Here is a 19,806-nt window from a genome sequence, read left to right as displayed (position 1 = left end):
TCAGCCTCCTTGCGTGATGGCAGGGTCGTCAAAGAAGTAATCGCGCCAGCTGTCGGGCAGGTTGCGGATGGCGTTCACGCGGTGCAAAAATTGCGCCAGGCCATGGGTATTTTGCGGCGCGATCTTGAATTGCACTTGCGGATTCGCAAAGATTTTCAGCAACAGGTTGCGGTCTACCTTGCTCTTGTTGACCTTGATATAGATGTCGGCCGCGCCTTGCGGATTGCTGCTCGCATACTGCGCCGCTTCCGCCAAGGCGGCGATGAAGGCGCGGTAAGTCTTCGGATTGTCCTTGCGGTACTTTTCCGTCGCATACAGCAGGGTCGACGAGCTGGGTCCGCCTTGCACGTCGTACGAGTTCAGGATGATGTGAGCATTCGGGTTTTGCGCCAGTTCCTGTTCCTGGAACGGCGAATTGCCGAAGTGGCCCGTCAGCTCCGTGCCGCCGGCGATGATGGCGGCGGCCGCGTCCGGGTGCGGCAGGGTTTGCGTGATTTTATCGAGGCGGGCAAATTCCTTGTCGCCCCACTGCTTCGCCACGGCCATTTGCAGGATGCGCGCCTGCACGGAGACGGACACGGCGGGCAAGGCGATGCGGTCCTTGTCCGTCAAGTCCGCCAAGATTTTTACCTTGGGGTTGTTGCTGATCAAATAGTAAGGAAAATTGCCCAAGGACGCCACGCCGCGCACATTCTGCCGGCCTTTCGTGCGGTCCCAGATCGTCAACAGCGGACCCAGCCCGGCCCCCGCGATATCGATATTGCCGGACAACAAAGCGTCGTTGATGGCCGGCCCGCCGGAGAGGGTGATCCACTCGACCTTGACATCGACGCCCTGCTGCTTGCCATGCTTTTCGATCAGCTTTTGTTCCTGCGCAATATTGAGCAGCAAGAAGGTGATGCCATGCTGCCCCGCGATGCGGATCTGCCCTTCGGCCCGGGCCATGGGCATGGCCATGCACAGCAGGGCGATGGCGGCGAGCAGGCGGCGGGCAAAGCTAAAGATCGGCAACATGGACACTCCTTGGGTCAGATCAACAGTCAAAATCAGTACGGCGCATCACCTTCGATGGTGGTGCGATACAACTTGCGGCGCTGGTCGGGCGGGCAGCCCGTCGCCAGGTGCATCAGCGAGCGGTTGTCCCAGAACACCAGGTCGTGCGGTTGCCAGCGGTGCACATATAAATGCTCCGGGCGCACGCTGTGGGCAAACAGTTCATCGAGCAGGGCGCGGCTTTCATCGTCGGGCAAGCCGACGATGCGCGTGGTGAAGTGTTCGCTGACAAACAGGGCGCGGCGGCCCGTTTCCGGGTGCACGCGCACGACGGGGTGCGTCACGGGTTTGACTTCATCGACCTGCGCCTGGGTCAGGGCGGGCCGCCATGGGTTGCGGCGGCGCAATTCCTCGTACTGGCTCAGGTAGCTGTGCTCGGCGCGGGCACCGCGCACGGCGTGGCGCAGCGCGGCCGGCAAGCTTTCCCACGCCAGGTGCATATTCGCAAACACGGTATCGCCTCCGTCCTGCGGCAACTCTTGCGCGTGCAGCATGGAACCGAGGCTGGGCACTTCCTTGTACGACAGGTCGGAATGCCAGAAATGGCCCGCGTCGCCCAGGCCGATGGGCTGGCCATCCTCGACGATGTTCGAGATGATCAGCACTTCCGGCTGCGTGGGCAACTGGAACTGGCGCAGCACGTGGATTTGCAGGGGGCCGAAGCGGCGGCTGAAATCGACTTGCTGCTGCGGCGTGATGCGCTGGTCGCGGAACACCAGCACGTGATGGTCGAGGTGGGCGTGGTGCAGGCGCTGGAAGTCGCCCAGCGACAGCGGCTGCGCCAGGTCCAGCCCCAGCACTTGCGCGCCGAGCGGCGCATCGAAAGTCTCGATACGGAACGGGCTGGAAGAAAACGCGGGTTTCAGGACGGCCGACATGGGAATTCGCCAAGAGTCAGGGGAAGTCCACTGTATGCCGGCCAGCCTTGCTTGCAAACGAAGCATTTACTATATGGATATGCGCGGCGCGTTGCGCCACGCTGCCACAGCGGCTGTCACGAATTGGCACAGCAGTACCGGCGTTGCCCGGGAATTGCGCTAGCACGCAACTTGCTTATCTACCAAGCTTTAACCCTAGCCCCGGGAAAGCCATGCCCACCTACGCCCTGCTGCTCGCCTTGCTGTTGACCGTTCCCGTCCATGCCCAGGATAGCCAGGGTGAAAGTGATCTCAGCTACAAAGCCTATGTGCACAGCGACAAGCGCATCAAGTGCTTGTACGGCTATGCGGCCGACAAGACGGGCGACCACGCGGCAGCCGTCGCCATCTTTGAAGATTGCATCCGGCGCTGGAACGATGTGTATTCGATGATTTGGCTGGCCCAGCTGTATGAAACGGGCATCGGCGTGACCAAGGACCTGGCGCAGGCGACGGCGCTGATGCGGCGCGGCGCGCATACGAATGATGACGCCGCCTACGCGCGGCTGGCGCGCTACCACTATGGCGTGGCGCTGGCCGAAGGCCGGGGCACGCCGCAGGACATTCCCCAGGCCAAGACCTGGCTGCGCCAGGCGGCGCAAGAGGGCGTGCGGGAGGCGGCCGACTACCTGGGCCGCCTGGAAGGCGCGGCACCTTAGCGCCGCGCCAGCATTGCTGGCTTACGCCGTCGCTTCGTAGCGGGCCAGGCGGGCCGCCATGCGCGGCGCCAGTTCGTGGCCGGCCTTGACGGTCACTTCCAGGTCGTTCAGCAAGCCATCCTTCAAGCCATAGACCCAGCCATGGACGCTGAGTTCCTGTCCGCGTTCCCACGCATCTTGCACGATGGTGGTCTGGCACACGTTCAAGACTTGTTCCACCACGTTCAGCTCGCACAGGCGGTCGCCGCGCTGGCGGCTGGTCAGCACGTCGCCCAGGTAGCGCTCATGCTTCTGGCCCACGTCCTGGACGTGACGCAGCCAGTTGTCGACCAGGCCGATGCGCGTGCCCGTCATGGCCGCATGCACGCCCTTGCAGCCGTAATGGCCGACGATGATGACATGTTTGACTTTCAGCACGTCCACGGCAAATTGCAGGACAGACAGGCAATTGAGGTCGGAATGCACGACCACGTTGGCAATATTACGGTGCACAAACACGTCGCCAGGCGCCATGCCCAGCAGTTCGTTGGCGGGCACGCGGCTGTCGGAGCATCCGATCCACAGGTATTCGGGCGACGTTTGCGCTTCCAGATTCTTGAAGAAGTTCGGGTCTTTCGCCACCATCGAGTCGGCCCAGCGGCGGTTACGCTGCAGCAGTTCCGCCAGGGCCAGGCCATTTTTCGGTTCGGTCATATCGCTCCCATTGTGTGCGTACGACTGAGTTGGCGGCAGATCGCGCCCATAGGCCGGCGATGCGCGCACATTTCTCAGTCGTGGTGAAAAAAACGCCGGGATGTTTCAGCATCCCGGCGCATGGTATTACGTGTGCTTACTCAAAAAAATCCTTGACCTTGTCTTTCCAGGTCTTGCTTTGCGGACTGTGCTTGGCACCGCCCTCGGTCGTCGACTTTTCAAAGTCGCGCAGCAGGTCTTTCTGTTTTTCCGTCAGTTTCACCGGTGTTTCGATGGCCACGTGGCAGAACAGGTCGCCCGCGTAACCGGAGCGCACGCCCTTGATGCCCTTGCCTTTCAGGCGGAAAGTTTTACCCGACTGGGTACCTTCGGGAATCGTGAACGACACTTTGCCGTTCAGGGTCGGCACTTCGATTTCGCCGCCCAGGGCCGCCTTGGCGAACGAGATCGGCATTTCGCAATGCAGGTCGTCGCCTTCGCGCTGGAACACGGCATGCGGCTTGATGTGGATTTCCACATACAGGTCGCCCGACGGACCGCCATTCGTGCCCGGTTCGCCGTTGCCGGACGAACGGATACGCATGCCGTTGTCGATACCGACTGGAATTTTCACTTCCAGGGTCTTGTTGCGCTTGATGCGACCGGCGCCGCCGCATGGCGTGCACGGGTCAGTGATGACCTTGCCGCTACCATGGCATTTCGGGCAGGTTTGCTGGATGCTGAAGAAACCTTGCTGCATGCGCACCTGGCCGTGGCCACCGCACGTACCGCAGGTGGTGGGCGAGGTGCCCGGCTTGGCGCCGCTGCCGTGGCAAGTGTCGCACTTATCCCAGCTCGGCACGCGGATGGTCGTGTCGAAGCCGTGAGCAGCTTGCTCCAGTGTAATTTCCAGGTTGTAGCGCAAGTCGGCGCCACGGTACACCTGTGGACCCGCATTGCGGCTGCGTCCACCGCCACCGCCAAAGATGTCGCCGAAGATATCGCCGAAGCTGTCGGCAAAGCCGCCAGCACCGCCGCCGAAGCCGCCACCGCCGCCCATGTTCGGATCCACGCCAGCGTGCCCGTAACGGTCATACGCATCGCGCTTTTCCGGATTGGTCAGCATCTCGTAGGCTTCTTTGACTTCCTTAAACTTTTCTTCCGATTCCTTGCTATCCGGATTGCGGTCCGGATGGTATTTCATCGCCAGTTTACGGTAAGACTTTTTGATCTCTTCTTCCGAAGCATTTTTTGCGACACCGAGTGTCTCGTAAAAATCACGCTTTGCCATGTTGTCGGCACCTTGCAGTCTATCTACTGATGTAAAAATTACACGAAAAAGCCGAGTCGAGTGCTGCGCTAGGCGCAGCGACTCGGCTCGGCCGGTCTTCGCGGCTAATCCCGCGATGTAGCGTTCAGCCCGGCTACCCCCAGTTCATGGGAGCGCAAGACATTACTTGCTGTCTTTGACTTCTTTGAAGTCAGCGTCAACAACGTCGTCTTGCTTGGCGCCTGCGTCCGATGCGCCAGCAGCTTGCTGTGCACCTTCCGCGCCGCCGGCAGCTTGCTGCGCTTGCATGTCGGCATACATTTTTTCGCCCAGTTTCTGCGATGCGCTCGACAGTGCTTCCACCTTGGCGTCGATCTCAGCCTTGTCGCCCGCCTTGATGCTTGCTTCCAGGTCGGTGATCGCCGCTTCGATCTTCTCTTTCTCGCCCGCATCCAGCTTGTCGCCGTATTCGGTCAAGGATTTCCGGGTCGAGTGTACCAGAGCATCGGCCTGGTTGCGCGACTCGGCCAATTCTTTGACCTTCTTGTCTTCTTCCGCGTTCAACTCGGCGTCTTTCACCATCTTCTGGATTTCAGCCTCGGTCAAGCCGGAATTGGCCTTGATCGTGATCTTGTTTTCCTTGCCGGTGGCCTTGTCTTTCGCGCCGACATGCAAGATGCCGTTGGCGTCGATGTCGAAGGTCACTTCGATCTGTGGCGTGCCGCGCGATGCTGGCGGGATGCCTTCCAGATTGAATTCGCCCAGACCCTTGTTGCCGGCGGCGATTTCGCGCTCACCCTGGAAGACCTTGATGGTCACCGCAGGCTGGTTGTCGTCGGCCGTCGAGAAGACCTGGCTGAACTTGGTCGGAATCGTCGTGTTTTTGTGGATCATCTTGGTCATCACGCCGCCCAGGGTTTCGATACCCAGGGACAGAGGGGTGACGTCCAGCAACAGCAAGTCCTTGCGTTCGCCCGACAGGACCGAACCTTGAATCGCTGCGCCCACGGCGACGGCTTCGTCCGGGTTCACGTCCTTGCGTGGATCCTTGCCGAAGAATTCCTTCACTTTTTCCTGTACCTTCGGCATACGCGTCATACCGCCGACCAGGATGATGTCATCGATGTCCGACACTTTCACGCCAGCATCTTTGATGGCGGTACGGCATGGTTCCATCGTGGCCGTGATCAGCTCTTCCACCAAGGACTCCAGCTTGGCGCGGGTCATCTTCAGGTTCAAGTGGACCGGTGCGCCGTTCGCCATGGCGATGTACGGCTCGTTGATCTCGGTTTGTTGCGACGACGACAATTCGATCTTCGCGCGCTCGGCCGAAGCCTTGATGCGCTGCAGGGCGATCGGATCTTTTTTCAGGTCGATGCCGTTGATCTTCTTGAACTCGTCGATGATGTAATCGATGACGCGCTGATCGAAGTCTTCGCCGCCCAGGAAGGTGTCGCCGTTGGTCGACAGCACTTCAAATTGTTTCTCGCCATCAACATCCGCGATTTCGATGATCGACACGTCGAACGTACCGCCACCCAAGTCATACACGGCGATTTTACGGTCGCCTTTTTCGGTCTTGTCCAGGCCGAACGCCAGCGCTGCCGCGGTTGGCTCGTTGATGATGCGCTTGACGTCCAGGCCAGCGATACGGCCGGCATCCTTGGTAGCTTGACGCTGCGAGTCGTTGAAGTACGCAGGCACGGTGATGACGGCTTCGGTGACTTCTTCACCGAGGTAGTCTTCTGCCGTTTTCTTCATCTTGCGCAGGACTTCAGCCGAAATTTGCGGCGGCGCCAGTTTTTTGTCGCGTACGCCGATCCATGCATCGCCGTTGTCGGCTTTCATGATTTGGTACGGCATCAGCGCGATGTCTTTTTGCACTTCTTTTTCGTCGAACTTGCGACCGATCAAACGCTTGACTGCGTACAGCGTGTTTTTCGGATTGGTCACGGCCTGGCGTTTCGCTGGCGCGCCGACGAGAATTTCGCCATCTTCTTGATAAGCAATAATCGACGGCGTCGTGCGTGCGCCTTCAGCGTTTTCGATTACCTTTGGTTGACCGTTTTCCATGATGGAAACGCAGGAATTCGTGGTTCCCAGATCGATACCGATAATTCTACCCATGATTTTTTTCCTTTTATTTGCTAGATTTCAGATGGTTCTTATATGTGGCAAAGCGGCATGGTTTCAAGGCTTGCTTGATGCCGCCCTCTGATTATTTTGCTTGCGCGGTCGTTACAATGGCTGGACGCAGCAGGCGGTCCGCAATCATATAGCCCTTTTGCAGGACTGACACGATGGTATTGGCTTCCTGGTCCGCTGGCACCACGGCAACAGCCTGGTGTTTCATCGGATCGAGCTTCTCGCCCTGCACCGGCAACACTTCCACCAAGCGGTTGCGCTCGAACGCGGCGTTCAGTTGCTTCAGGGTCATCTCGACGCCTTCTTTCAGCGAGTCGATGGTCGGTGTTTCCACCGTCAGTGCCGTTTCCAGGCTGTCTTTCACCGGCACCATGGCTTCGGCAAAGCTTTCCACTGCGAATTTATGCGCTTTAGCAACATCTTCCTGCGCGCGGCGGCGGATATTTTCGCCATCGGCCTTGGCGCGCATGAAGGCATCGTGCATCTCTGCAAGACGCGCTTCGGTACTCGCCAGCTGCTCTTCCAAAGTAGGCTCTGCGGGAGTCGATGGGGCAGTCGCCGCGGCGTCCGCTTGCGGATTAGGTACAGCTTGGTTTTCCTGATCTTGCATCTGAAAAGCTCCTACAATCAATGACTTAAATGAGTTAGTCTAACTATCTTTACAACACTAACGGGCAGATGGGGCTATATCCTATTGTTTCAAGGGGTATGCATGGCAAAACCGGAATTACAGCGATCCATGTTACAGCTTATTACAAAGCACTTCCCATTTCGGGCAGCGATCCGTGCGCGCCCCCCTTGATTTTCCAGGCTTCCCACGGCAAAGCGGGCATTCTACCAGCCCCGCCGCAGCCATCGCCACTGGCGATGTTGCTATTCAGAAAACCCCTTGGCTGCGCCAGACATGACAAAGCCGCGCAAGCGCGGCTTTTTATTGTCAAAAAATAATTCCCTTTAATTCGGCGCGCCCAGGGCCAGGGCCGCCGTGCGCGCCTGCTCGCCCGCCTTCTTGTCCGCTTCGCGCTGCGCCGCCGTCTTCATCGTCGGCCAGCCAATCATGTGCTGTTCGGCAATTTCCGCCAGGCCCGCGATCCAGGCTGGCGTTTCGTTCAGACAAGCGATGTAATGAAATTGCTGGCCGCCTGCCGCTTCGAAGTCATGCTTGGCTTCCATGGCGATCTCTTCCAGGGTTTCCAGGCAATCGCTGGTAAAGCCCGGACACAGCAGGTCGACGCGCTTGACACCCTGTTGCGCCAGCGCCACGAGGGTGGGCGCCGTGTACGGCTGCAGCCATTCAGCCTTGCCAAAGCGCGACTGGAAAGTCACCACGTATTGATCTTTACTTAATTTTAACTTTTCCGCCAGCAAGCGCGCCGTTTTCAGGCATTGGCAGTGGTAGGGATCGCCCAGCAGCAAGGTACGCTTGGGCACGCCATGAAAACTCATCACCAGTTTTTCGGGACGGCCATGCGCTTCCCAATGGTTCAGCACGGAATCGCGCAAGGCGTCGATATACGTGTCGTGCTCGTGATACTGCTTGATAAAGCGCAATTCCGGCACATTGCGCACCGTGGCGTAATGGGCAAACACGGCGTCGTAGATGGAACCCGTCGTCGTGCCCGAGTATTGCGGATAGGCAGGCAGGATGGCGATGCGCTCGCAGCCTTCGCTTTTCAGCCTGGCCAGCACCTCCGGCAGCGAAGGCGAACCGTAGCGCATGGCCATGGCGACGGTGACGCCGTCGTGCCCCCGCTCGGCCAGGGCGCCGGCCAGCAATTTCGCCTGCTTTTGCGTGTGCACTTTCAGGGGCGAACCGTCACGCGTCCAGATCGACGCGTATTTCTTGGCCGACTGGCCGGAGCGGAAAGGCAAAATGATCAGGTTCAAAATGAACCACCAGACGAGACGGGGAATCTCCACCACGCGCGGGTCCGACAAAAATTGCTTCAGGTAGCGCCGCACGGCCGACGAGGTCGGCGCATCGGGCGTGCCCAGGTTGACCAGCACCACGGCGCTGCGGTCGATACTGCCATGCGTGTACGGCGGTTCTGTTTGAAATGACATGAAAGCTCTTCGAAGGCGTTGGATGGATTAGCCGACCATTATAGTTACATTGCGTCAACATCGGGGAGTGCTGCCAGGCGAAGGCAGCGCTCCCCGCAGTCCAAGGTCAAATCGCCAGCAATTCGCGCGCATGCTTGCGCGTGGTGGCCGTGATTTCCAGGCCGCCCAGCATGCGCGCCACTTCTTCCACCCTGGCCTTGGCGTCGAGCATGTCGATGCGCGACGCCGTCTTGCCATTGTCCAGGGTGCTTTTTGCCACCTGGAAATGCTGATTCGCCTGGCTGGCCACTTGCGGCAAGTGGGTTACGCACAGCACTTGCCGTCCCTGCCCCAGGCGTTTCAACAGCCGCCCCACCACTTCAGCGACGGCGCCGCCGATGCCGCTGTCGACCTCGTCGAAGATCAGGGTCGGCGTGGTGGTGGCGTGCGAGGTGATGACGGAGATGGCCAGCGCGATGCGCGCCAGTTCGCCGCCGGACGCGACTTTCGCCAGCGAGCGGGGCGCCGTGCCCGCATGGCCGGCGACGAGAAACTCCACTTGTTCAAGCCCGTGGGCGGCCGGTTCGCACGGGTGCAGGGCGATTTCAAAGCTGCCGCCCGTCATGCTCAGTTCCTGCATGGCGCGCGTGACGGCGTGCCCCAGTTCCAGGGCGGCGGCGCGCCGCGTGTCTGATAACCGTTCGGCAACGGCGCGGTATTCCGCCTCGATCTTCGCTTCCTGGCGCAGCAAGCCCTCGATGTCGGAGGCGTCGGCCAGGTGCTGCAGCTTTTCCGACAGCTTCGCGTGTTCCTCAGGCAACTCTTCCGGCGTGACGCGGAATTTGCGCGCCGTGCTGTGCATGGCTTCCATGCGCGCGTCGAGCTGGTGCAAGCGCTCCGGGTCCAGCTCGACCCGGTCCAGGTAATTGTTCAGCGCGTACACGGATTCCTGCAATTGAATGCGCGACGAGTCGATCAGGTCGACAATCGGTTGCAATTCCGCATCAACGGACACCAGCTTGCCCAGCTTCTGGTTCAGGGCCGACAGTTGCGACACGATCGGATGGTCTTCCTGCTCAGAAATGATGGACAAGGCTTCCTGCGCCCCTTCCAGCAGGCTGGCCGCGTGCGACAGGCGGCTATGCTCGTTCGTGATCTCCGTCCATTCGCCGGGCTTGGCGGCCAGTTTTTCCAGTTCTCCCACTTGCCATTCCAGGCGTTCGCGCTCGTACAGCACGTTGGCGGCGTTGGTTTCGAATTCCTCGCGCTGGCGCACGAGGGCGCGCCAGCGCTTGTGCAGGGCCGCCACTTGCCGCGCATCCTGCTCCGCACCCGCTTCGCGCGCCGTCGCCTGGCCGTCGAGCAAGGCGCGCTGCGCCTCGCTTTTCAGCAAGGACTGGTGCGCATGCTGGCCGTGGATGTCGACCAGCATGTCGCCCAGCTCGCGCAGCTGCGCGGCCGTGGCGGGGATGCCGTTGATATACGCTTTCGAGCGGCCCGCGTTGTCGATTACGCGGCGCAACAGGGCGCCGCCCTCGTCGTTGGCGAACTCATTGGCGACCAGCCACGCTTGCGCCACCTCGCTGACGGAAAAATCGGCCGTGATGTCGGCCTTGGCCGCGCCTTCGCGCACCACGCTGGCGTCGCCGCGCCCGCCCAGCGCCAGGGTCAGCGCATCGATGAGGATGGACTTGCCGGCGCCCGTCTCCCCCGTCAGCACGCTGAAGCCGGCGGAAAATTCCAGTTCAATGGTATCGACAATGACAAAATCGCGAATGGACAGTGTATGGAGCATGGCTTCAGTGGTTAGGCGGCGCACCGCGGGTTGAGATAGGGAAACTTATTAGCTGAGCTTGCCCTCGCCCGACGGGTACTCATTCCAGTGCAATTTTTCACGCAGGGTGTTGTAGTAACTCCACCCTTCCGGATGCAGGAAGGTAATCGTGTGCGGCGAACGGCGGATGAGGATGCGGTCTTGCTGGACCAGGCTGGCAAAGGTCTGCATGTCGAAATTGACGCTGATATCGCGCCCGCGCACGATTTCCACGACGATCTGGCTGGAGTCGGGCAAGACGATGGGGCGGTTCGACAGCGCATGCGGGGCGATCGGCACGAGCACGATGCCGCCCAGGGTCGGGTGCAGCAGGGGACCACCGGCCGACAGCGAGTACGCGGTCGAGCCCGTGGGCGTGGAAATGATCAAGCCATCCGACCGCTGGTTGTACATGAAGTGGCCGTCGACCTCGACACGCAATTCGGCCATGCCGGCGCCGCCGCCGCGCGAAACGACGACATCGTTGACGGCCATGCCCACGTGGATCGATACGCCATCGCGCAGTACGCTGCCTTCAAGCAAGGTACGGCGTTCGGCCTTGAAGCGACCGCCGAGGATTTGCGCCAATACAGGCAGCATACGCTCGAGCGGAATATCCGTCATGAAACCCAAACGCCCTTGATTGATACCGATCAAGGGTACGTCGAATGGCGCCAGCTGGCGCGCAATGCCCAGCATGGTGCCGTCGCCGCCCATGACGATGGCGCAATCGGCGGCGGCGCCGATCTCGGCCGGCGACATGGCGCGCACGCCTGGAAACGCCAGGTTCAGGTGCGCGGCCGTCTCCGCCTCAAACACCACCGTGTGGCCCAGCACCTGCAGGAAATCGACGATGCTTTTCACGGGCTCGGCAATGCCATCCGTATTCTGGCGCACGACCAGGGCGATGGTCTTGGCACCCAGGTTGAAGCGCTCGCCCGGGGCTGGCAAGGTCGCGGCTGGCTGTTCGGCGTGTGTATCGACGGGCATAAGAGTCTCGGTAGTGAATTCGGTGGCAAACCGCCCCAGGCTGTCGCGTCGCACGCCGGCATCGCATAATACTGTATATATGCACAGTATAGTGCGGCTGCCGCGTGCCTGCAAGGGGCGTTCTTGGTGTTGCACGCAGTGTAGCGCAGAAAAAGAATCGTCCATGCGTGCGCCAGCGCTCCCTGCCCGGACAAATCCGCTTGCGGGCGGCCCGGCGCGGCAGGACACTGATTGCACGTCATTTTTACTGTCAGGAGGCCATATGGCTACCCAGCCAAGCGAACGCAAGATCAATACCGAGGAAAAAGTCAGGAATGACGGCGTCGACCGCCTGCCGCACGAGCGCGACGAATCGCCCGATGCGCAAAACGTACGCCCGCGCAAAATCATGCAGCAGGCGGCCAGCGACCTGGAGCAAGGCCTGGTCGATACGGACCGGCGTGCCCAGCCCGGCGTGGAAAAGGTCAAGCCGGCCGAACCGAAACAGGCGCGTCCCGACGCAGAACTGGAACCAAAGAAGGCACGCTGAGTCGAACCGTCGTGGGCCGCGCATGCTCCCGCAGTGTGACGCAACGAACGGAATCGGCAAGCCCCGGCGCGCATGATGAACGCTCGAACCACGCAAGGAGTACATCATGAAAAAAACAGGATCAGCCGTCTGGAGTGGCGGCCTTAAAGATGGCAAAGGGTTTATTTCCACCCAAAGCGGCGCGCTCGACAACGTAGCCTATGGCTTCAACACACGCTTCGAGGACGGTCCCGGCAGCAATCCGGAAGAACTCATCGGTGCCGCCCATGCGGCCTGCTTCACCATGGCCCTGTCCGGCCAGCTGGGCGAGGCGGGCTTGCGCGCCACGGCCCTGAAAACCACGGCCGATGTAAGCCTGGAAAAAATCGACGGCAGCTATGCCATCACGGCCGTGCACCTGACCCTCGTGGCCACCATCCCCGGCGCCACCGACGAAGCGTTCCAGGACGCGGCCCTGCGCGCCAAGCTCGGCTGCCCCGTGTCCAAATTGCTGGCCACGGAAATCACCCTGGACGCCCATCTGGAGTAATGCCGGCATGCCGTCCGCTGCCGTCCCATCACCGGACGGCAGGGGCGCCTCGGCAAGAAAGGCGTAAAACGCATAAAATCCTGCCATTCCCCTATTATCCTCAAGGATTTACGATGCGTATTTTGCACACCATGTTACGGGTCGGCGACCTGCAGCGCTCCATCGATTTTTACACCAAGGTCCTGGGCATGAAATTGCTGCGCACCAGCGACAACCCGGAATACCAGTACACCCTGGCCTTCGTCGGCTATGGCGCGAATCCCGACCACGCGGAACTGGAACTGACGTACAACTACGGCACCACCAGCTACGAGCTGGGCACGGCGTATGGCCATATCGCCATCTCGGCCGACGATATCGTCGCCGCGTGCGACGCGGCACGCGCGAATGGCGGCAACGTCACGCGCGAACCGGGCCCCGTGAAAGGCGGCAATACCGTCATCGCCTTCATCACCGACCCGGACGGCTACAAGATCGAATTGATCGAGCGCAAGTTCGACGGCCAGGGCGGCGGCCTGTAATACCTCAGCCTGGCTCGGCGGCCTGTGCGATGGCCGCGCGCAGCCAGGCGATGCCCGCATCGCCCTCCGTGCGGCGGTGCCGTATCACTTCAAACGCAAACGGCGCGATGGCAAACGGCGCAGCGTACTGTGCCAGCCCTTGCGCCGCGCTGCCCTGCAAGGCGCGCCGCGCCACCGTCAGGATCAAGTCCGTCCCCCTCACGACATCCGGTGCGACCGTCCAGTACGGCACACGCACGGCGATGCGGCGCGTCTGTCCCAGCTGGGCCAGGGCCGCGTCGACTTCGGCCGCCATGCCGCCTTCGCTGGATGCCACCAGCACATGGGGGCGCGCCAGATAGGTCTCCAGGCTCAACACTTCACCGGCCGCCAGGCTGGCCGGATCGAGCGCGCACGCAAACGTTTCCTCAAATAAAGTTTCTCTGTGTAGCTGCTCGGGCAGTTGCGGAAATACGCCCAGCGCCAGGTCGATCTCGCCATCCTGCACGCCAGCGATCACGGCCGGACGGCTGGCGTAGCTGACAGCCAGGTCGATGCCCGGTGCTTCCACGCGCAAGCGCCGCAGCAAAGCGGGCAAGAGCAAGGCCGCGCCGTAATCCGACATGGCCAGACGAAACACGCGCTGCGCCGTGGCCGCCTCGAAGACGGCGCCGCCCAGCACGGAACGCACGCTTTGCAGGGCTTCGGCCAAGGGCCGCGCCAATGCCAGCGCGCGCGCCGTCGGCTGGAAGCCGCCCTTGCCGCGCAGTAGCAGCGCGTCGCCGAGCAGGTGGCGCAAGCGGGCCAGCGCATGGCTGACGGCAGGCTGGCTCATATGTAACCGTTCAGCCGCGCGCGACAAATGGCGCTCGCTGAGCAGCGCATCCAGGATCACCAGCAAGTTCAAATCGACGGCGCGCAGGTTATTCGTTTGATGCATAGTTGGATGACAAACTACGAATTGGATTTAATCATGACAGCATAATACGATGACTCCATCAACTCAACACGCAGGGAGTCATACATGAACGGATGGATCACCGTATTTGCCCCGCTGGCCATGCTGGCCGGCGCCGTCGTCCCCTTCCAGGCGGGCGCAAATGCCGCGCTGGGCCGCAACCTGGGCCACCCGCTGTGGGCGACCATTGCCTCGCTGGCCGTCAGCGCCGTGCTCGCTTCACTGGTGATGCTGCTCTGGCGGGTGCCGGCGCCCGATGTCCAGCTCGCCATGCGCGGACCGGGCTGGTCCTGGCTGGGCGGCGCGGCCGGCGTGTTTTATATTACGGCCGCGCTGATGCTGGCGCCGCGCATGGGGTCCGGTCCCTTCATGGCCGCCGTCATCGGCGGGCAAATGCTGGCCGCGCTGGCCATCGACCGCTACGGCTTGCTGGGCTTTGCCGTCAAGCATATTTCTCCGCTGCACTGGGCCGGTGCGGGGCTGGTGGTGGCGGGCGTGATCCTGACGCAAGTGGCCAACAGCCGCGCCGTGTGATAACACGGCAAGACGAAAAAAACCAGCGCCGTCGCCGGGGCTGGTTTTGATCGTGCGCAATACTGGATTACTTGTCCAGCAGGGCATTGACGGGCATCAAGTCCGTTTCCTTCAAGGTGCCGGCCGCCGCCTTCAGGCGCAAGCCGTTCATGATGGTGTCGTAGCGGGCTTTCGACAGGTCTTTTTGTGTCGAGAACAATTGTTTCTGCGCATTCAAGACGTCGATATTGATGCGCACGCCCACTTGATAGCCGAGCTGGTTCGACTCCAGCGCCGATTTGCTCGACACTTCCGCCGCTTCCAGCGCCTTGACTTGCGCCAGGCCGCTATTGACGCCCAGGAAAGCCTGGCGCGCGCCTTGCGAGGCCGTGCGGCGTGCCGTTTCCAGGTCGTTGCGGGCCTTGTTTTCCAGCGCGATCGATTCGCGTACCTTGCTGGTGACGGCAAAGCCGCTGAAGATCGGGATGCTCCACTGCACGCCGATGGCATTATTGTTATTGCCGTTGCCATTGCCGCCGCCCGAGGAATAGGTATGGCCAGCGTTGGCGATCAGGTCCACGGTCGGGTAGTGGCCGGCGCGGTTGCGGCCGATGTCGCGCTTGGCCGATTCCACGTTGAACTGGGCCGTGACGACGCCGTAGTTCTGTTCTTCGGCGGACGACACCCACGGCTCGACGGCAGCCGGTTCGGGCGCGCTGATGACCACGCCCGTGCGCATCGGTGCCAGGGTGGTCGGCGCTTCGCCGATGATGGTTTGCAAGGCGCTGCGCTTGTTGGCCAGGTCATTGATGGCGGCAAATTCCTGCGCCACCACCAGGTCGTAGGCCGCTTGCGCTTCGTGCGTATCGGTAATCGTTTGCGTGCCCACTTCGAAGTTGCGCTTGGCCGATGCCAGTTGCTCCGTCGTGGCGACCTTTTGCGCCTGCGTGGCGCCCAGGTTGTCCTGCGCGCTCAGCACGTCAAAATACGCCTGCGCCACGCGGGTGATCAGGTCTTGCTGCACTTGCGCAAATTGCGCTTCGGCAATCGCCTGCGCCAGCTTGCTTTGCTGATAGGTTTCCCAGCGATCCCAGCGGAACAGCGGTTGCGCCAGTGTCAAATTGTAGGCATTCGTGCGCACGTTCACGGACGGCGAGGTGATCTTGTTGCCGCCATTGTTCTGGACGATTTGCTCCTGATTGCCGCGCGTATTGCTGCCCGAGGCGGAGATTTGCGGCAGCAAGCCTGCCAGCCCCTGCGGAACCCGCTCCATCCCGGCCGACAGGGCCGCGCGCGCGCTGGCGTACTGCGCGTCATTGGCCAGCGCCTGCTGGTACACCTGGATGAGATCGGCCGCCTGCGCTTGCAGCGAGTATGTCATCGAGACAAAGGCGCTGGTCATCAGCACGGCGATAAGGGGTTTCCGCATTGCATTTCTCCGTTGGAGTCGTCAAAAGTTGATGGAATCAAAAATCTGCTACCGCTTGCCTTGCGCCCGCCGGGTGAGCGGGGTACAGGCCTCCGCAGGCATGCAGGAAAACATGCCTGGGTGCATCTACTGCAAAATAACTTAGTATTTAGGCATCGCGCTGTCGACTTGCAGCGCCCAGGCATGCACGCCGCCCGTCAAATTACTGATCTTGCCAAAACCATTGCGCTCCAGGAAGGCTGCCACTTGCATGCTGCGCATGCCGTGATGGCAGATGCAGACGATCTCGGCGTCTTCATCGAGGTCATCGATGCGCGCAGGAATCGAATTCATCTGCATCAGGGTGGCACCGTCGAGGTGGCACAGGTCGAACTCCCACTGTTCCCGCACGTCCAGCAACAAGGGGCGCGGGCGGGAAGGGTCAGCCAGCCAGGCGGCCAGCTGCGGTGCACTCAAATGCTCCATCGAATCGGTCGCCTCAGAACTGGAAATGCGACGGTGCCACGGCTTGCAGCGGCGTGACATTGGTTTCAAACAGCTTGCGCGTGTCGTACGCCTTGTCCGAGCTGCGCGTGATCAGGTGCGCCGACATGATCGGCGCTTCGCCGATGATGGCCAGGATGCGTCCGCCGACTTTCACTTGTTGCAACAGTGCTTCCGGCAACACGGCCAGGGCGCCGGACACGACGATCACGTCATACGGTGCGCCCTTGCTCCAGCCTTGCGCGCCGTCGCCTAGTTCCACGGTGACGCTCGTCACACCGTTGGCGGCCAGGGTCTGCTCGGCCAGGGTTTTCAATTGGGGAACGATTTCCACGCTCGTCACATGACGTGCCTTGTGCGCCAGCAACGCGGCCATGTAGCCGCTGCCGGTGCCGATTTCCAGCACATTTTCATGCTTTTTGACGGCTACGTCTTGCAAAATGCGCGCTTCCAGCTTCGGCGTCAACATGCATTCGCCACCGCCCAGTGGAATTTCGGTATCGACGAAGGCCAGGTTTTTATAGGCGGCCGGCACGAAATCTTCACGCTTGACCACGTTCAACAGCTCCAATACGTCGATATCCAGTACGTCCCATGGACGGATCTGCTGTTCGATCATATTGAAGCGGGCTTGTTCGATATTCATCTTTGGACTCGGTAAGTGAAGTAATAATCCGCCATTTTATCGTTGAACTGGCTGAAAGCACATGTTAACCATAAAGGCGGGGAATGGAGGAAATTTGCGACGATCTGCAGATTTGGGGGGGCGAACCTTGGAAAAGGGGCAACTGAACGGTAGAGGCAAGCTCCGCATATCAACTTTTTCCGGGCGCCTCCACCTGCAAGCTGCGCAAACTCATGTCGATAAAGGCATCCATGTAGGCGACGGGATCGATGTTCTTGACCTCGCACGGCAGGAAGGAGTGCGTCCACATCATCAGCATGGTGACGGGCGCGCTGAGGATGGTGCTGACCAGCACGGGATCGACCTGGCGAAATTCGCCGCGCTGCATGCCCCGTTCCAGCAAGGTGGCGATCAGCGCATTGCCGCGCGTGACCACCTCTTCGTTGTAAAACTGCGCCAGTTCCGGGAAGTTGTTCGCTTCGGCCAGCATCAGCTTGGTCAAACCGGCCAGCTTGGTGGCACCGAATTCTTCCCACCATTGCATCATCATGCTGCGCAATAACTCGGCACTACTGCTGTCCGAGGCGGCCATGCTGTCTTCCGCCTCGCCGATGGAATGCACGATATTGTCGCGCACCACGGCCTTGAACAGCTCTTGCTTGTTCTCAAAGTACAGGTACAGGGTGCCTTTCGACACGCCGGCCCGCTTGGCCACATCCTCCAGGCGCGTCGATGCGAAGCCCCGTTCGACAAACAGGTCGAGGGCGGCGGCGAGCAATTCCTGCGGGCGGGCATCCTTGCGCCGCTCCCAGCGGGGCTTGGTATCAATCGGGGCTTGCATGTGTCTTTCCAAGTAACTTACTTTTGAGTCATTAATAGTAGCCCTGTCTATGGGCAAGGTCAAGCGCGGGGCACCGCCCGGCACGCCGAACACGGGTATTGTACGCTCCGTGCCGGCGTTGGCGACACCTCCACTGCCGCCGGACCTGCGGCGTCAGGTGAAGCAGAATGCGTTTCAGCCCGCGTTTTGCGCAGTTCGTCGCATTTCCATGCAAGCCAGCGCACCGCTTTGCTATCTTCTCATCGACAGCACGGCAGCCGCGGCGCGGCAGCCGGCTTTTTTCTTGTCCCGAACTAAAACAATCATAAAGGAAACACCATGCGTACCTTGCTGGCCCTGTGCTGTGCCGTTGCCCTTGGCGGTTGCGCCATCGTCATCAACCCCAACGATGGCGAAGTGCGCTATGCCGATTCCAGCAGCAATGTCATCCAGGGCAACGGGCAAGTGAGCCGCGACGTGCGCCAGGTCAGCAACATCAGCGCGCTCGACATCGACAATATGAAGCGCATCGACATCAAGATCGACGTGCGCGTCGGCCCGACGGCATCGCTGGTGATCGAAGCGGACAGCAATCTGCAACCGCTGATCCATAGCGACGTGAACGGCAACACGCTGCGTCTGTGGAGCGACACGAACATTCGCAGCAGCAATGGCATCCACGTCATCTATACGACACCGCAATTGAGGAAAATCAACATCTCCGGCTCGGGCCGCCTGGTGGTCAGCGGCCTGAATGGGGACGATTTCAGCCTGGAACAGCGCGGGTCGATGAAGAGCGAATTGTCGGGCACGACGGGACGCTTCGACGTGGCCAACAATGGCTCGGGCAGCATCAATGCGGCGGCCCTCGCCAGCGGCAACACGGACGCGGTGCAGAACGGTTCTGGCAGCATCCAGCTGGGCAGCGTGCACGGCGAACGCATCAACGTGGCCGTCAACGGCTCGGGCAGCATCAGCGCCAACGGCGCCGTGCAGCGCCTCGACGCCAACGTGAATGGCTCGGGCGATGTCAACCTGGCGTCGCTGCGCAGCGACGTTGCCTATCTGGCGAGCAACGGCTCCGGCGACATCGACGTCAGCGTCCAGAATGAAGTCAACGCCCGCGCCAGCGGTTCCGGCCGCATCACCGTGCATGGCGATCCGGCCCGCCGCACTTTGTCGGGCAAGCGCGTCAGCATCGTGCGCTGAACGCGCCCGGGCAACACGCGGGAGCCGGCTTGCTATACTGTCGGCTCCTCACCCGCCCGTCTGAACTCCCATGTCACCATCTGCCACCCTGGCATGCCGTCCTTCGTGCGGCGCCTGCTGCACCGCACCGTCCATCACCAGCCCGATTCCTGGCATGCCGGAGGGAAAACCGGCGGGCGTGCGCTGCGTGCAGCTGGCCGATGACAACCGTTGCAAGATCTTTGGCCAGCCGGAACGGCCCGCGTTTTGCGGCGGCTTGCAGCCATCCGCGGAGATGTGCGGCAACAGCCGCGAACACGCGGTGCACTGGCTGGCGGAGTTGGAACGGCTGACGGCGCCCTGAGCGGCGTCCCTGCTTGCATCGCGCTTAGCGCGCGTCTTCCGCTTCCTCGGCGTCGCGCTGCCGCTTGTATTCCAGCAAGGTGGCAATCCCCAGATAGATCAGCAGCAGGCACACGGAATCGCGTGCATCGCTCCAGCCCAGCGTGCCATGACGCATCCAATGCAGCGCATTCAACACGATCATCATGCCCAGGATCAACCATCCACTGCGGCGCAGGGCGCGGCCCGGCAAGCTTGCCTTGAAAGAGGTACTTGAAAACATGGCTTCCCTTATTTCATTCCATTTTTTACAACACTAACAGAATTT

Annotated in this window: 22 protein-coding genes; 7 read left to right on the top strand and 15 right to left on the bottom strand. The window is 61.1% G+C overall.

Annotated elements, in window-relative coordinates:
• Both NCG91_RS13855 and NCG91_RS13850 read right to left on the bottom strand, forming a co-directional pair.
• Complete coding sequence (locus NCG91_RS13855) at positions 1 to 1,014, bottom strand: ABC transporter substrate-binding protein (protein ID WP_435526486.1); 1,014 nt, start codon at positions 1,012 to 1,014, stop codon at positions 1 to 3.
• 32 nt (positions 1,015 to 1,046) lie between these two features.
• Entirely contained in the window at positions 1,047 to 1,931 is an 885-nt protein-coding gene (locus tag NCG91_RS13850; RefSeq protein WP_099666330.1) for a TauD/TfdA dioxygenase family protein, read from the bottom strand.
• Positions 1,932 to 2,143: 212 nt separating this feature from the next.
• On the opposite strand from NCG91_RS13850, the gene NCG91_RS13845 reads away from it, so the two are divergent.
• On the top strand, positions 2,144 to 2,629 hold the full coding sequence (locus tag NCG91_RS13845) for a tetratricopeptide repeat protein (protein ID WP_251350098.1): 486 nt from the start codon (positions 2,144 to 2,146) through the stop codon (positions 2,627 to 2,629).
• A gap of 21 nt (positions 2,630 to 2,650) precedes the next feature.
• Here the strand turns inward: NCG91_RS13845 and can are convergent, their stop codons facing one another.
• From can to NCG91_RS13810, 7 genes are all read right to left on the bottom strand, one after another.
• Entirely contained in the window at positions 2,651 to 3,322 is a 672-nt protein-coding gene (can, locus tag NCG91_RS13840; RefSeq protein ID WP_099666328.1) for a carbonate dehydratase, read from the bottom strand.
• A gap of 136 nt (positions 3,323 to 3,458) precedes the next feature.
• Entirely contained in the window at positions 3,459 to 4,592 is a 1,134-nt protein-coding gene (gene dnaJ, locus NCG91_RS13835; RefSeq protein WP_086147258.1) for a molecular chaperone DnaJ, read from the bottom strand.
• Between the two features lie 162 nt (positions 4,593 to 4,754).
• Positions 4,755 to 6,698 (bottom strand): molecular chaperone DnaK, encoded by a 1,944-nt coding sequence (gene dnaK / locus NCG91_RS13830; protein WP_070290878.1) that lies wholly within the window; start codon positions 6,696 to 6,698, stop codon positions 4,755 to 4,757.
• Between the two features lie 91 nt (positions 6,699 to 6,789).
• On the bottom strand, positions 6,790 to 7,326 hold the full coding sequence (grpE, locus tag NCG91_RS13825; RefSeq protein ID WP_251350097.1) for a nucleotide exchange factor GrpE: 537 nt from the start codon (positions 7,324 to 7,326) through the stop codon (positions 6,790 to 6,792).
• 344 nt (positions 7,327 to 7,670) lie between these two features.
• Positions 7,671 to 8,780, bottom strand: a complete 1,110-nt coding sequence (hemH, locus tag NCG91_RS13820; RefSeq protein ID WP_251350096.1) for a ferrochelatase — start codon at positions 8,778 to 8,780, stop codon at positions 7,671 to 7,673.
• A 106-nt stretch (positions 8,781 to 8,886) separates the two neighbouring features.
• The gene (gene recN / locus NCG91_RS13815; protein ID WP_251350095.1) at positions 8,887 to 10,554 is read right to left on the bottom strand and encodes a DNA repair protein RecN; all 1,668 of its coding nucleotides are present in this window, start codon (positions 10,552 to 10,554) and stop codon (positions 8,887 to 8,889) included.
• A gap of 48 nt (positions 10,555 to 10,602) precedes the next feature.
• The gene (locus tag NCG91_RS13810; protein WP_251350094.1) at positions 10,603 to 11,562 is read right to left on the bottom strand and encodes an NAD kinase; all 960 of its coding nucleotides are present in this window, start codon (positions 11,560 to 11,562) and stop codon (positions 10,603 to 10,605) included.
• A 262-nt stretch (positions 11,563 to 11,824) separates the two neighbouring features.
• Between NCG91_RS13810 and NCG91_RS13805 the strand changes: the two genes are divergently transcribed.
• The 3 genes from NCG91_RS13805 to gloA all read left to right on the top strand — a co-directional run bounded on the left by NCG91_RS13805 (position 11,825) and on the right by gloA (position 13,141).
• Positions 11,825 to 12,091, top strand: coding sequence for a hypothetical protein (locus NCG91_RS13805; protein WP_251350093.1), 267 nt, complete (start codon positions 11,825 to 11,827; stop codon positions 12,089 to 12,091).
• A 106-nt stretch (positions 12,092 to 12,197) separates the two neighbouring features.
• Positions 12,198 to 12,620, top strand: coding sequence for an OsmC family protein (locus NCG91_RS13800; RefSeq protein ID WP_035828320.1), 423 nt, complete (start codon positions 12,198 to 12,200; stop codon positions 12,618 to 12,620).
• 113 nt (positions 12,621 to 12,733) lie between these two features.
• Positions 12,734 to 13,141: a lactoylglutathione lyase gene (gene gloA / locus NCG91_RS13795; RefSeq protein ID WP_152282084.1), complete on the top strand. Its 408-nt coding sequence runs from the start codon at positions 12,734 to 12,736 to the stop codon at positions 13,139 to 13,141.
• A gap of 4 nt (positions 13,142 to 13,145) precedes the next feature.
• On the opposite strand, the gene NCG91_RS13790 is transcribed toward gloA, so the two are convergent.
• Positions 13,146 to 14,060 carry a LysR substrate-binding domain-containing protein gene (locus NCG91_RS13790; protein ID WP_251350092.1) on the bottom strand — a complete coding sequence of 305 codons (915 nt, stop codon included), beginning with the start codon at positions 14,058 to 14,060 and terminating at the stop codon, positions 13,146 to 13,148.
• Positions 14,061 to 14,144: 84 nt separating this feature from the next.
• Here NCG91_RS13790 and NCG91_RS13785 point away from each other — a divergent pair, with 84 nt between their 5' ends.
• On the top strand, positions 14,145 to 14,612 hold the full coding sequence (locus tag NCG91_RS13785; RefSeq protein ID WP_251350091.1) for a DMT family transporter: 468 nt from the start codon (positions 14,145 to 14,147) through the stop codon (positions 14,610 to 14,612).
• Between the two features lie 67 nt (positions 14,613 to 14,679).
• Here the strand turns inward: NCG91_RS13785 and NCG91_RS13780 are convergent, their stop codons facing one another.
• From NCG91_RS13780 to NCG91_RS13765, 4 genes are all read right to left on the bottom strand, one after another.
• A complete protein-coding gene (locus tag NCG91_RS13780) occupies positions 14,680 to 16,020 on the bottom strand; it encodes a TolC family outer membrane protein (RefSeq protein ID WP_077408725.1) in 1,341 nt (446 codons plus the stop codon).
• Positions 16,021 to 16,161: 141 nt separating this feature from the next.
• The gene (locus NCG91_RS13775) at positions 16,162 to 16,485 is read right to left on the bottom strand and encodes a rhodanese-like domain-containing protein (protein WP_034745954.1); all 324 of its coding nucleotides are present in this window, start codon (positions 16,483 to 16,485) and stop codon (positions 16,162 to 16,164) included.
• Positions 16,486 to 16,498: 13 nt separating this feature from the next.
• On the bottom strand, positions 16,499 to 17,149 hold the full coding sequence (locus NCG91_RS13770; protein ID WP_251350090.1) for a protein-L-isoaspartate O-methyltransferase family protein: 651 nt from the start codon (positions 17,147 to 17,149) through the stop codon (positions 16,499 to 16,501).
• A 169-nt stretch (positions 17,150 to 17,318) separates the two neighbouring features.
• Positions 17,319 to 17,969, bottom strand: a complete 651-nt coding sequence (locus tag NCG91_RS13765) for a TetR/AcrR family transcriptional regulator (RefSeq protein WP_077408726.1) — start codon at positions 17,967 to 17,969, stop codon at positions 17,319 to 17,321.
• A 318-nt stretch (positions 17,970 to 18,287) separates the two neighbouring features.
• Here NCG91_RS13765 and NCG91_RS13760 point away from each other — a divergent pair, with 318 nt between their 5' ends.
• On the top strand, positions 18,288 to 19,157 hold the full coding sequence (locus NCG91_RS13760; RefSeq protein ID WP_077408727.1) for a head GIN domain-containing protein: 870 nt from the start codon (positions 18,288 to 18,290) through the stop codon (positions 19,155 to 19,157).
• A gap of 70 nt (positions 19,158 to 19,227) precedes the next feature.
• Positions 19,228 to 19,500: a YkgJ family cysteine cluster protein gene (locus NCG91_RS13755; protein ID WP_077408728.1), complete on the top strand. Its 273-nt coding sequence runs from the start codon at positions 19,228 to 19,230 to the stop codon at positions 19,498 to 19,500.
• Between the two features lie 24 nt (positions 19,501 to 19,524).
• Here NCG91_RS13755 and NCG91_RS13750 read toward each other — a convergent pair whose 3' ends face one another.
• The gene (locus NCG91_RS13750) at positions 19,525 to 19,761 is read right to left on the bottom strand and encodes a hypothetical protein (RefSeq protein WP_077408729.1); all 237 of its coding nucleotides are present in this window, start codon (positions 19,759 to 19,761) and stop codon (positions 19,525 to 19,527) included.
• Positions 19,762 to 19,806: the final 45 nt, after the last annotated feature.

It is taken from the genome of Janthinobacterium kumbetense (assembly GCF_023703445.1).
Classification (GTDB): domain Bacteria; phylum Pseudomonadota; class Gammaproteobacteria; order Burkholderiales; family Burkholderiaceae_D; genus Janthinobacterium; species Janthinobacterium kumbetense.
Note: the sequence above shows the minus strand (reverse complement) of the source record. Positions and strands in the feature narration are given on the sequence as shown.